Below are 13308 nucleotides of genomic sequence, written 5' to 3'. Positions count from 1 at the left end.
ACCAAGCGTGCTACTCAGAAAGCAACTGCATAGCATCCTGCTACAGCTACAATACCAGAATACGCCGCGTGATTTCCGGCCCGTCACCCGCCCCAATGCGAAGCAGATAAGTCCCCGGTTTCAGTGCGCTGGTAGACAAATGGTTGATGGTGCCCGTAGCCGTGCTTTCGTGTAGCAGGCGGCCCAGTGTATCGAAGAGACGCAGGCGCAACTCCGTATCGGGAGGACCAATGATGCTGAGGGGAGTGCCCGCGGTGGCCGGCACCGGAAAAACCAGGACTTCGGGCTGGCTCACCTGATACACACTTTCCAGCCGGCTATGAAAAACCCGGCCGCCGCTGTCCTGCAGCTCCAGCCGGTATTGGTTGAGGCCGGATGGGGCGCTGGCATCAGTGAGTGTAAAGCGCAGCTGCGTAACCGGGCTTTGGGTTAGTATCGTGCGAAACTCGCCTTGCTCGAGCCGCTGCAGCTTCAGGGACTGAAGCCGGAACGTACTGCCTAATTCTACCAGCAGCTGTACCGTGTCGGCAACGGGCTGCCGGCCGATGAAGGAGCGAATGTAGCAGTCGAAACCGGCCGTGTTGCGGTTGATGGAAGAACCCCGTTCAGCCACCTGCCCACGTAGCACAGGTGCTACCGCATACTGCGGCACTGCCAGCGCGGCGCCAGTTAGCACATAAGTAGTATCGGAAGTGCGCGTCACTGGCTCCATGTGCGTGGCCCCCAGCCGGTACTGCTGGTACTGCGCGGCGCCCGGCACCCGCGGCCAGTAGAGCAGCGCTTCATCGGGGCAGGAATACCCGATAGTGAGCGGGAGCGGCCGGGCCAGCGCAAACGTATCGGACACGATTGTGCCACTGGCCGAGACCATGCGCACTTGTGCCAGGGTAGTGGTGTCGGGCGCGGCCCAGGTATAGGTGCGGGCGGCCAGGTCTACACCGGAACTGATGCGGCGCCACGTGGTGGCACCTACTGGCCGGTACTCCAGCTGTCCGGCAGCAGCGGGGCCCGCCCATTGCCACCGCAGCTGCGTGGCTTCGCCTGGCCGCACGTTGCGCATTTTATTGGGAGTCAACCACTCAAACCCATTGTTCAGCTCATACGCCACACTAAACGCCTGTGGGCCGGTAGCTACCGTATAGCCGCGCACTGCTATCTGGTAGGTACCGGGGGCGGGCGCCGCTAGTGTAATCTGTTCTACGTTGTTGAGGTGGTCGGGGCGGCGGCGGGCGGGCAGCGCCAGGGAATCGGGGTGCGGATAGGTGCTCAGAGTCCAGGGGCGCCAGCTGGTGCCATTATTTGTCAGCAATACATCCAGGTCATTCAGCAAGGCGCTGGAAGCATTGGCGGCGGCGGCGGGGTCAGTCCAGGCAAGCGTGAGCTTGAGCTGCTGCGTGCCAGGGGGCACTACCAGCGTAAACTGCGTGGCCTGCCCCTGCCCTACGCTGCCCTGAAAGTAGCGGCGGTCCAACATGGTACGCACCGCACCCAGCGCATCGGCCTGCCCGAAACCCGCCACAAAATCCACTTCCGAGCGGCCCGTATCATCGGCGCTGTTAAGCAAAGCCGCTTTTACCAGCGCGGAGGGTGGCAGAACTCCTCCATTCTGGTCGCGGTAAGTTTGCTGCACCAGTAGGCTCATGCCCGAAACGAGAGCCGCCGCATCCGACGAACCTTCATCCCCGAAAGCCACTAGCTCCGGCTTGATCCGGCCGTCGTAGGCTGGCCCTCGGGAACTCATGGCGGCTACCTGCCCCAACGCATCGGTGGCGCCCACGCTCAAAGTATTCTTCGACATTTTGAACTGCCCCGTCAGGTTTGCTACGCCAGGCAGCCCCTGGTAAGGACCAGTAGGGCTGGTTTGCGCGCCAGAATTGCCGGATGAAAACACATGCAGCAAGGTCGGGTACTGCTGGGCCTGCGTATCATACGCCTGGGATTCCAGACCGTAGTAATTCTCGATTCCGGTGCCATAGGAGTGGTTTTGCACACTCACATTGCGCTGCTGCAGCTGCACGCCATCATCTGGTAGCAGGCGCACATAGTCGGAGGAAGTAATACGGGCCTGCCACGCCACACCCCGGCCGGCCGGAGCCGAGTTACCGCCTCCGGCAATAAGCGTGGCCATAGTAGTGGCGTGCGACGAAACCGTAACTGCGGCCGGATCAATGTTCACTAGCCGGCCCTTGAAGTCGATATCTGTGACATCCAACGGGTTTTCTTTCACCGAAACCGTGAGGCCCTGCCCGGCTAGTGCCGGATAGCGACGGTGCAGCGGCGTCACGCTATTCACGTTCAGGTTGGCTTGGTTTAGCTGCCGCTCATCATGGGGCCGGCGGTCAGCGGCATCAATGAATGCAACCAGCGGCGAGGCTACCAGTAGCTGTAGCTGGGCCTGGCTTATTCCGGATAGCTGGAATATGTGTGGCTGGCCTGTTTCGGCCCGCAGTATAGCACCTGGCAGCTCCTGCCGCGCCCATTGCCTGAACGCGGCCGCATTGCTGGTCTGAACCCGCACAGTCTGGCGGGCAGTTGGTGCCATTCGGGCAGCAGATTGCTGCAGTATGGGGGCCAGCTTGCTGGTGGGCACCTGCGGCCTTTGCTGAGCCAGCGCGGGCAAAGTCAATAACCCCACCAACACATTTCCTAGCCAGATACAAGCAGCAAGATACGCCATAGAAAACAGGATAATCAGAAGAGGTGCTCTCTGCAGCCTTGCTGAGCCGGCACCTTTTCAAATTTAGGCAAAAACCTCTATCAGCACTCATTATCCCATACTGGCATGAGCCAAAATATTATGATGTATGGAGTTTTTGCGTTGGTTTTACTGGTGGTTTGCCCGCTCTTAGTCAGTTTATGCTTTCTGCCAACGACCTGCATAAAATGGCAGAATTATCAGATATAAAAAGGGCCAGTACATTCCGGTGTTTTTTGAATATAAACAGGAGCCACTTTGCCAGCCATATAGATAATAGCGTTACTCGTCTTCCCCTATTTTAGTGATTCCAACAAAAGTTGGGGCTGGTTTTGGGGAAAGGCGCGAGGAGCTGGCACATCAACTGTGCCTACACCCGGCAGTATCATAACCGACTACCTCAACCGCACCTGCAGGCGCCTACCGGTTTTATAGCTTGTATACCAGGATGCCAGCCGCCGTAAACACATACGCATACCCTTCGCCTACCAGCACCTGCCGTACGTCAGCGGCTACATCGGATGGCACGGGCACCGCGCGCTGGACCAGCGTGTAGAGGTGAAAAAACTGAACTGCGCCGTCAGCCAGAAAGTACAGCTCGTCGCCGCGGAAGCCAATAGTGCTCAGGCCCGCGAATGGCAGCTTCTTGCGGTAATTCCCTAGGTTATCAAACACGTACACCCCATTCACCCGGTCTACCAGATAGAGGTTGTTCTGGTATTCGCGCAGAAACCGGAAATCCGGGCGCGAGCGGCCAATCAGCAGATCAAGCGGCGTGGAATGGGTAAAGGTCTTGGCGTTGGCATCGAACTGGCGCAGCGTCAGGTCCGATTCGTTCAGCAACCAGAGCCGGTCATCCGGCGCCAGCGTGGCGGTGCGGGCCGTACCGTCGAGCAGGTCGAGCAGATTGAACTGGCCCAGCAGCGCGGCAAACCGGTCGAGCAACAGTAGCTGTTGACGGTCGTCGTAGAACACCAGAATCTTGGTGGTGTTCCAGGCCTCCAGCTGCGCTACATGGCCCGGCTGTGGCGGCGAGAAAGTATTCAACACCTGCCCATCGGGGCCATACTGATGGATATTGTCGCGGGCATCGGCTACGTAAAGCGTGCCACGGCGGTCCAGTGAAGCTACGCCCGGCTGCGGCAACGCAATAGTGCGCACCAGCTGCCAGGCTCCGGCGGGGGCCGTTAGCTCATTGGCTTTGGCTACAGCAGGCGACGCCGCGGCCGGAGCCGGCTTGCCGGGTGGCACTACTGATGCGGGTGTAGGAACGGTAGTCTGAGCAACAGCAGCCGGAGAGAGCGGAAAGCTCAGTACCAGCAGCAGAAGCCCAAAACGCATTGCTTGGGGCCTGCACACCGAACTCAGAGCCCTGAACATCATTTTAGCTTTGGTGCTGCTCGAAATGCCGCAGGGCGAGGTCGTTGCCATCATATACGCCGTAAGAGCAATAATTGACCCACTCGCCGAGGTTCACGTAGCGGCTGTCGGCAGCTACCGATACGTCGAGGGGCAGGTGGCGGTGACCGAATACGTAATAGTCGTGGTGGAAACGCCGCTCCAGCTCCCGGCAGTACACCAGCAGCCACTCGTCCTCGCCAAAGTATTTGGCGTCGGCGTCGGCATTTTGAATTCGGCTGTGGCGGCTCCAGCGGTTGGCAATGCCGATTCCCAGATTCGGGTGCAGCCGCGCAAACAGCCACTGCGACACCGGCGAGGCGAATACACGTTTCAGCATCTTGTAGGTGTAGTCCTTCGGTCCCAGCCCGTCGCCGTGCCCGATATGAAACTCGCGCCCCCCAATCAACTGGCTCACCGGATGGCGCAGAATCGGAATGCCCAGCTCCTTCGTGAAGTAGTCGAACATCCACATATCGTGGTTGCCGGTGAAAAAGATGATGGGAATACCAGCATCCGTCAGCTCGGCCAGCTTGCCCTGCAGCCGGATAAAGCCCCGCGGAATGGCGTGCTTATACTCAAACCAGAAGTCAAAAATGTCGCCGAGCAGATAAATGGCAGCAGCATCCTTGGCAGCTTCATCGAGCCAGCGCACAATGCGCCTCTCCCGCTCCAGCGAGCGGGCGGCATCGGGGGCACCGAGGTGAAAATCGGAGGCGAAGTATACGCGGCGGCCGGCAGGCAGCGCCAGATCAGGCAGGCGGGGTGGCGGGGTCGGCTTCGTCATCCAACAAAAACAGGGCAATGCTGCGTGGACCATGAGCCCCGAGCACAAGAGTCTTTTCAATATCAGCCGTGCGGCTGGGGCCGGTCGTCAGCGAAATCATGGACGGCAGATGGTCGGCGCCATATTTGGCCTGCGTGCGGCGCAGCGCGTCGCCGATGTCGGCCACCACCTGCGACGTGCGGGCAAACACGAGGTGCTGGTCTGGGTAGATGCTCAGGCGCCGGCCGCTGCTGCTGGCCGCGCTTACCAGCACACTGCCCGTACGCGCCACCAGCGCCTCGCAGGTCGTCAGGCCCGCGTCGGCGTGCTCCAGAAAGTCGGTTTCATCAGGCTGAAACACGATACCGCCGGCGTGCAGCAGCTTTTTCAGTTCCGGCTCCCACACAAACAGCCGCTCCAGCTCCTTTTCCTTTTTATAGATGAATAGCTGGTCGTAGAAATGCTCTTCCGACTCGCAGAAATACAGCTGCCCACCCACCCGCACGAAGCTTTCAGCAAAAGCAATAGCCAGGTCGCCGGTAGCGGCGGGGTGCAAGGGCGCCGCGAAGTCAGGCGCGGCCTTGGGCGGCGTGGGCTCCCGCAACGATTCGCGGATACGGCGCAGGATAATGTCGCGGGACGATTCGGGCATGGCGCAAAGGTACTCTGAAAGCAACTAGGCTTAAAACTAGCAGAAATGGGCCGGTCCTCAACAAAAAAGGCCAGCCCTTTCGGGCTGGCCTTTTTTGAATCAGGTTCTTTATAACGGCGTTACAGCCGAGCCGCTGGGCTCCGAAGTAGCACCTGATTGTGTGTTGTCGTCTACACCGGGCAGGTTCAGCGGAGGCAGATCGTTTTGCAACGGGTGCTCCTGCTTCCGTTCGCTCAGGGTTTCCGAACGGTCGGTGCCGGCCATGTGCGCTTGATAGTTGGTCTGCACGCCATGAGGGCGCTTGCCCACGAGGCGCTCCAAGTCATCCTGCAGCAGCACTTCCTTTTCCAGCAACTCCTTGGCAATTACTTCCAGCTCATGGCGGCGCTCAGTCAGCAGCTCCTTGGTCCGGACGTAGGCGTTTTCGATGATGTTGCGCACTTCCTCATCAATCATCTGCGACGTAGCTTCGGAATACGGCTTCGAGAAACCGTACTCATTCTGCCCTTTCGAGTCGTAGTAGGAGATGTTGCCGAGCTTGGCATTCATGCCGTACATCGTCACGATGGAGTACGCCATTTTGGTGATGCGCTCCAGGTCGCTCAACGCTCCCGTCGAAATCTTGCCGAACACCAGTTCCTCCGCTGCACGGCCGCCCAGAGTCATGCACATTTCGTCGGTGAGTTGCTCGGTGTTGTAGAGAAACTGCTCCCGCGGTAGATACTGCGCGTAGCCCAGCGCCGCTACCCCACGGGGCACGATGCTCACTTTCACCAACGGGTCAGCGTGCTCCAAGAACCAGCCCGCAATGGCGTGGCCGGCTTCGTGGTAGGCTACAATGCGCTTCTCGTCGGGGCTGATGATTTTGTTCTTCTTCTCCAGGCCCCCAATCACACGGTCAACCGCGTCAGTGAAGTCCTGCATAGTCACCATTTTCTTGTCGCGGCGGGCGGCAATCAGAGCGGCTTCGTTGCAGACGTTGGCAATTTCGGCGCCGGCAAAACCGGGCGTCATGGCGGCCAGCTTGCGGGCCTCCACATCAGGACCGAGCGTAATCGGCTTCAGATGCACCTGGAAAATCTCGGTACGGCCATTAATGTCCGGCTTGTCGATGCTGATCTGCCGGTCGAAACGGCCGGGACGCAGCAGCGCGGAGTCGAGCGTGTCGGGGCGGTTGGTAGCGGCCAGGATGATAACCCCGGAATCCGTACCGAAGCCGTCCATTTCCACCAGCAGCGAGTTGAGCGTGTTTTCCCGCTCGTCGTTGCCACCGGGCACGTTGCCGCGGCTGCGGCTGCGGCCAATGGCGTCAATCTCATCAATGAAGATGATGCAGGGCGCTTTGGCTTTGGCCTGCTTAAACAGGTCCCGCACCCGGGCTGCCCCTACCCCCACGAACATTTCCACAAAGTCGGAGCCCGACAGCGAGAAAAACGGAACATCGGCCTCACCTGCCACCGCTTTTGCCAGCAGGGTCTTACCCGTACCGGGAGGACCTACCAGCAGTGCTCCTTTCGGAATTTTACCGCCGAGAACAGTGAATTTCGAGGGGTTCTTGAGGAACTCCACAATTTCCTGCACCTCTTCTTTCGCTTCTTCCAGACCGGCCACATCCTTGAAGGTGATTTTCACCTTGTCGCCACCCTCAAATAGGGCCGCGCGGCTCTTACCGATATTGAAAATCTGGCCACCGGCGCCGCCCGCGCCACTCATGCGGCGCATCAGGAACCAGAAACCAACGAAGAGCAGAATGGTGAAGCCCCACGTGGTGATAATGTCGCCGTAGCCGGTACGCGTATCGAAGGTGATGCCAATGCGCTTATCAAGCGGGATATTGGCCTGTAGCTTCTCAAAATCCTCCTTGAAGGTTTTGCCGTCTACCACCCGAAACCCAAACTGTGGGCTGGTGTCAAACGTGAGGGGCCCGCGGCGGCTTAGGAGTTGGTTGTAGCGGCCCGACTTCACCGCATCGTTTTTGAGCGAAACCTCCACCAGGTTTCGGTCGGTGAGCAGTTTTACGTCGCGCACGTCGCCGGCGGCGTACATCTGCTCAAATTTCTGCTGGTTGATTTCGACAGTGCTGCCGCTTTGGTTGAAGAACAACCAGGCGCACAGAAACAAAACCAACCCGGCCAGTAGCCAGAGCTGCATCCCCGGTTTTGGGGTGGGTGAAGGCAGCATGGGCTTCTTCTTTTTGGGCGTGTTGTCAGGCATGAATAGAAATTAGCTAAAGCAAAAAACAAAGGCGGAACACGCCGCCCGTACGTTTGTTCCCGGAAGCAGACGCAGCTACTCCGGTTTTACTTTACCGTGTCGGCACAGTTTCCTCTTCCACGTGCCGGATTACCGCGTCGCCCCACAGCTCTTCCAGAGCGTAGAACTGGCGCCGGTCGCGCAGGAAAACATGCACTACTACGTCCACGTAGTCGAGGAGCACCCACTCGCGGTTGGTGCGGCCTTCCGTCTGCCAGGGATTCTGGCCGGTCAGCTTTTCTACTTCTTCTTCTACCGAACGGGCAATAGCATCAATCTGCGTATCTGAAGAGGCCGAGCAGATAATAAAATAGTCTGCTACAGCATTTTTGAGGTCTTTGAGGTTTAGCACCACGATATCGACAGCTTTCTTTTCCTGCATGCCGCGTACTACTACATCTGCCAACTTGTCCGAATCCTGTCGAACCAGGGTACTTTTCATGGGGTATTGTTAGGTTTGAACATCACAAAGTACGAAAATCAAGTGGAGGCTCTATTCCCGCAAACTCTCTTCACGGGCCACCAAGTGGTTTGGTTGCCCGAATGTGCCTCAACAAACGCCGAAGCACAAAACCTTATTGGCGAAAACCGCGCCACCGACGGCTGCGTGGTAATTACCGACAAACAGACCGCTGGCCGGGGCCAGCGGGGCAACCGCTGGGAAACCAATCCGGGCGAAAACCTGACGTTTTCGGTGATATGGCGCCCTACGTTCCTGCCAGCACAGGATCAGTTTCTGCTCAGCCAGACTGTAGCGCTTGCCGTGCACGACTGGGCCACCTCCTTACTCGGGCCCGACGCAGCACTGCGCGTAAAATGGCCCAATGACATTTTCTACGGCGACCGAAAGCTAGGTGGTATCCTCATTGAAAACACGCTTAGCGGCACAATGATTCAGCAGAGTGTAGTCGGGATTGGGATTAATGTAAACCAGCGAGCATTCGGCGCGCATACTGCCACTTCGCTTGCTTGGATAACGGGCCGGGCCTACGCCCTGCCGGCCTTAGTCACCCGCTTGCTCGAGTGCTTGGAGCGGCGCTATCTGCAGCTGCGCGCCGGTCGTCTGTCCGCCATCCGCTACGACTATCTGCACGCGCTTTATCGGTATCAGGAAACGCATTCTTATGAAGTGGATGGCCGTCGTCTTACCGGCGAAATTACGGGAGTTGATGAACTGGGCCGTTTGGCTGTTGCGATAGAAGGCCAGTTGCGCCACTTTGATCTGAAAGAAATACGCTACGTGCTCTAGTAAGGCGCTTACTAGTAGATGCAGAAAAGGCACGTATTTTTTTAGTCGGGCTATAGAAGCCAGGCAACCTTTTGACAGGAGTATCCGAGTTGCTCTATATGAACTGGAATGGCTAGTTGCGCAACCTTTTCACTTCCGGAGTCATCTGTATCCCAGGCATGTGCTTACACTTAGGCACGGTGCTTGTCTACTGGCATGCGTGCTATCTGTTCTGCCCCTTTGGCAGCGAGATATAGCATCATTAAAAAATCAATATATTTAGAGGACTTGCTGCTAGCCCGTACTCTACAACCCGTACTGAATGTCATGAAAATTTCTACGCGTCTTTTTGGAGTACTGGCTCTTTTGCTGGCACAACTCTCTGCTTTGGCGGCCACCATTACGGTGGAAGTCGGTGACAACTTCTATCGTCCGGCAGCTGTAACCATTCGCCCTGGCGACGAGATACGCTGGGTAAACGTAGGCTTCGGTACCCACCCTACTGCTTCGGACAATGCCTCCTGGGCTACGTTCACTATTAGCCCTACCTCCACTACCAACTCCATCGTCTTCAATACGGCCGGCACTTTCAACTACCACTGCACAGCGCACTCGTCGTTTGCTGGCAACCAGTGGATAGGCCAGACGGGCACTATTACCGTAAGCAATGCCCCGCAAGCTACGCTGGATGCCAAAGCGGCCAGCATTGGAATGAGCGTTTACCCCAACCCCAGCAAGGGCTTGGTAACCGTAACTGTGAGCCAGAAAGTCGGCTCGGAGTATAAGCTGCGGCTGAGCAATATTATTGGCCGGGAGGTGCGCACTGTTACACTACGCCCTGAAACAGCCGCGGCTGGTGTGCCCATCAACCTCTCCGACCTGCCAACCGGCATGTACATCTACAGCTTGCTGGTCAACGATAAAGTAGTGGCAACAAAGCGGCTGGTTCTGCAGAACTAATGCCCTTTGCTGTACATATTCTTTGAAAAAAGCGGCCGGCATCCCCGGCCGTTTTTTTTGTGTGCTACACACGGCAACCACCGTTTCGGGCGTTGAACAGGGTGCGGTGCGGCCGGATTTATTCTCTACTTTTGGTCTTTCACGGATTTCTGCATCATTTAAACCCCGTCGGGCCCTAACGACGGGCGGGGCTCTCCCCGTCCCTATCCCAAGCACGCATGCGTTCATACAAAAGCCTGAATGACTTAGTGGGCTGGCTGGTTTTTGCCATTGCCACCCTCACCTATCTGCTCACGCTCGAACCCACAGCCTCGTTCTGGGACTGCGGCGAGTTTATTGCCTGTTCGTATAAGCTGCTGGTGCCGCACCCACCCGGTGCGCCTACCTTCCTGCTACTGGGCCGCATCTTCTCCCTATTCTCATTCGGAGACGTAACGAAAGTGGCGGTGCTGGTGAATGCGCTGTCGGCGCTGAGCAGCTCGTTCACGGTGCTGTTTCTGTTCTGGACCATCACAATGCTGGCCAAGAAGCTGGTGCTACACCGCCAGGTAGCCGGCCACACGGTGCCAGGCACGCCGGAGCCTACTTCGGGCCAAACACTGCTCATCCTGGGCGCCGGTGTGGTGGGTGCTTTGTCGTTTGCTTTTTCCGATTCGTTCTGGTTCAACGCTGTGGAGGGTGAGGTGTACGCTATGTCGTCGCTGTTTACGGCGGCCGTGGTCTGGATTATGCTGAAGTGGGAAAACCGCGCCCACGAAGCCGATTCCGACAAATGGCTGATCCTGATTGCCTACGTTATTGGCCTCAGCATCGGGGTCCACTTGCTGAACCTGCTGGCGGTGCCGGCGCTGGCCTTCATCTACTACTACCGCCGCACCCAGAACCCAACTACAATGGGCGGCATCATCACGCTGGTGGTAAGCCTTGTGATTGTAGGCCTGATTCTGGTGGGCATCATCCCGGGCCTGCCTTCGCTGGCGGGCGGGTTTGAGGTGTTCTTCGTGAACAACGTGCACCTGCCGTTCAACTCGGGCATCATCATTTTCCTGGTGCTGTTCGTGGGTCTGCTGTGGCTGGGCTTCCGCTACTCGTTCCAGAAGCGCAACCGCCTCGTGAACACGGCTATGCTGAGCCTCGTGTTCATCCTGATTGGCTACTCCAGCTACCTCATCATCCCGATTCGGAGCAGCTACCACCCTACTATCAACGAAAACAACCCCGAGGACGTCCTGAGCTTCGTGAGCTACCTGAAGCGCGAGCAGTACGGCGACCGTCCGCTGCTGTACGGCCCGCAGTTCAACGCCCGCCCCGTCCGCTACGAGGACGGCGCCCCACGCTACGTGCGCGAAGGCGACCGGTACGTGGTAGCCGAAAAGCGCCAGACGCTCATTTATGACGATGCCGACAAGATGCTGCTGCCGCGCATCTACAGCCCGCAGCCCGAGCACATCTACAACTATCAGAAGTGGGTAGATATTAGGGAAGGCGTGAAGCCGACCATGGGCCAGAACCTGTCGTTCCTGTTCCGTTACCAGATGGGCCACCAGTTCTGGCGCTACTTCCTCTGGAACTACGTCGGCCGCCAGAGCGACATTCAGCAATCCGGGGGCCTGTGGCCTTGGGATGCCGGCAAGAGCGGTGTGCCAGAGCGCATGGCCGACAGCCCCGCCCGCAACAACTTCTTTGCCATTCCGCTGATTCTGGGCCTGATTGGCTTGTTCTTCCACGCCCGCCGCGACTCGCGCAATGCCTTTATCGTAGGCCTGCTGTTCGTGTTTACGGGTCTGGCCATTGTGGTATACCTCAACCAACCGCCCATCGAGCCGCGTGAACGGGACTACACGTTCACGGGCGCCACGTATGCCTTTGCCATCTGGATTGGCCTGAGTGTGCTGGGGCTGGCCGAGCTGCTGCGCTCCATCCTCAAGGCCGATACGCCCCGCGCTGTGGCAGCTACGGTCCTCGGCTTGCTAGCACCTGCTATTCTGGTGGGCCAGGGCTGGGACGACCACGACCGGTCGGACCGCTACAATTCGGTTGACTCAGCCAAAAACCTGCTGAACTCGCTGCAGCCCAACGCCATCCTGTTTACTAACGGCGACAACGACACCTTCCCGCTCTGGTATGCCCAAGAAGTGGAAGGCGTGCGAACCGACGTGCGCGTAGCCGTACTGAGCTACCTGAACACCGACTGGTATATCCAGCAGATGAAGCGCAAGGCCTATCTGTCGCAGCCGCTGCCCATCTCCATGCCCAACGACCGGTACAAGCAGGGCACCAACGACATGCTGCCTTACGCCGAAAATCCTTCGGTGAAAGAAGTAAACCTGAATGAGTTTATTCAGCTGGTGAAAGACAACAGCGAGCTGCTGCAGGTATCGTATGGCGAAGGCTCGCCAATGATGATGTCGTATCCGACGCGCAAGTTCTACCTGAACGTGGACACGGCCGCCGTGAAGAAGCAGGGCCTCGTGCCGGCTGACCGCAGCAAGCAACTGGTGTCGCGCATGGAATGGGATATGGGCAAAGGCGCCATCGAGAAGAAGAATCTGGTGATACTGGACATGCTGGCTACCAACAACTGGCAGCGCCCTATCTACTTCTCCAGCACCGTAGCCGGCTCCGACTTCATGAACCTGCAGCCGTACTTCCAGCTGGAGGGCATGGCCTACCGCGTGCTGCCGCTGAAGGACCCGAACTACGAACCTCGCTCCTCGGATGAAGGCTACGTTGAGAAAAACATCATGTACGAGAACATGATGAAGAAATTCGCCTTCCGCAACCTCAACAAGCCGGGCATTTTCTACGACGAAAACCATCTGCGCTTCCCGGCTAACTACCGCGACAAGTTTGCCCGCCTTGCCAACGCTTACCTCGCCGACGGCGACAAGGCCAAGGCCAAAGAAATACTGGATAAGGCTTTCGAAACGATGCCCGACGCCACTATTCCTTATGACTACTACTCGCCACAGTTTGTACCGGCGCTGGTGACGGTAGGCGAGCAGGCGCGTGCCCACGACATCATGGACAAAATGACCAGCCGCGCCCAGGTGGCCCTGGCGTACTACCGCACCCACAATCCGGCCCTATTCGACATTGAAAGTCAGACGTATTTACTGGGTCTGCAGAGCGTATACCGCGCCGCTGAGCAGGTAGGCGACCAGGCCCGCGCTGGCAAGGCTCTGGAGTTGCTCAACCAGTATTATCCGCGTCAGTAAGGAGCGTTTCATAGCTCTACTCAAAAAGCCGGCCCAATTGGGCCGGCTTTTTTGTTGGCTTCTGCTGACATTACAAGCCACTTCTTCGTTTCAGTAGTCACACTCATTTAGCCACCAGTGAACCATTCGGTCCGACTA

The 13308-nt window shown here is 57.9% G+C and carries 9 protein-coding genes; 3 read left to right on the top strand and 6 right to left on the bottom strand.

Features of this window, described 5'->3' with window-relative positions; translation table 11 throughout:
* Nucleotides 1–46 precede the first annotated feature (46 nt).
* From IC231_RS06175 to rsfS, 6 genes are all read right to left on the bottom strand, one after another.
* Nucleotides 47–2542: a S8 family serine peptidase gene (locus IC231_RS06175; protein ID WP_190783640.1), complete on the bottom strand. Its 2496-nt coding sequence runs from the start codon at nt 2540–2542 to the stop codon at nt 47–49.
* Nucleotides 2543–3124: 582 nt separating this feature from the next.
* Nucleotides 3125–4036 (bottom strand): hypothetical protein, encoded by a 912-nt coding sequence (locus tag IC231_RS06170; RefSeq protein ID WP_190783639.1) that lies wholly within the window; start codon nt 4034–4036, stop codon nt 3125–3127.
* Between the two features lie 43 nt (nt 4037–4079).
* Complete coding sequence (locus IC231_RS06165; RefSeq protein WP_190783638.1) at nt 4080–4880, bottom strand: UDP-2,3-diacylglucosamine diphosphatase; 801 nt, start codon at nt 4878–4880, stop codon at nt 4080–4082.
* Nucleotides 4846–5511 (bottom strand): LutC/YkgG family protein, encoded by a 666-nt coding sequence (locus tag IC231_RS06160; RefSeq protein ID WP_190783637.1) that lies wholly within the window; start codon nt 5509–5511, stop codon nt 4846–4848. Before IC231_RS06160 ends, IC231_RS06165 begins: the two co-directional genes overlap by 35 nt.
* Nucleotides 5512–5619: 108 nt before the next feature.
* Complete coding sequence (gene ftsH, locus IC231_RS06155; protein ID WP_190783636.1) at nt 5620–7725, bottom strand: ATP-dependent zinc metalloprotease FtsH; 2106 nt, start codon at nt 7723–7725, stop codon at nt 5620–5622.
* 91 nt (nt 7726–7816) lie between these two features.
* Nucleotides 7817–8206: a ribosome silencing factor gene (gene rsfS, locus IC231_RS06150; protein WP_190783635.1), complete on the bottom strand. Its 390-nt coding sequence runs from the start codon at nt 8204–8206 to the stop codon at nt 7817–7819.
* Between the two features lie 84 nt (nt 8207–8290).
* Here rsfS and IC231_RS06145 point away from each other — a divergent pair, with 84 nt between their 5' ends.
* The 3 genes from IC231_RS06145 (at nt 8291) to IC231_RS06135 (ending at nt 13170) form a co-directional block, all read left to right on the top strand.
* Nucleotides 8291–9013 (top strand): biotin--[acetyl-CoA-carboxylase] ligase, encoded by a 723-nt coding sequence (locus IC231_RS06145; RefSeq protein WP_211538890.1) that lies wholly within the window; start codon nt 8291–8293, stop codon nt 9011–9013.
* 306 nt (nt 9014–9319) lie between these two features.
* On the top strand, nt 9320–9952 hold the full coding sequence (locus tag IC231_RS06140; RefSeq protein ID WP_190783633.1) for a T9SS type A sorting domain-containing protein: 633 nt from the start codon (nt 9320–9322) through the stop codon (nt 9950–9952).
* A 218-nt stretch (nt 9953–10170) separates the two neighbouring features.
* Nucleotides 10171–13170 (top strand): glycosyltransferase family 117 protein, encoded by a 3000-nt coding sequence (locus tag IC231_RS06135; protein ID WP_190783632.1) that lies wholly within the window; start codon nt 10171–10173, stop codon nt 13168–13170.
* Nucleotides 13171–13308: the final 138 nt, after the last annotated feature.

The organism is Hymenobacter duratus (assembly GCF_014698995.1).
In the GTDB taxonomy this organism is placed as follows: domain Bacteria; phylum Bacteroidota; class Bacteroidia; order Cytophagales; family Hymenobacteraceae; genus Hymenobacter; species Hymenobacter duratus.
This window is presented reverse-complemented; position numbering and strand designations above follow the sequence as displayed.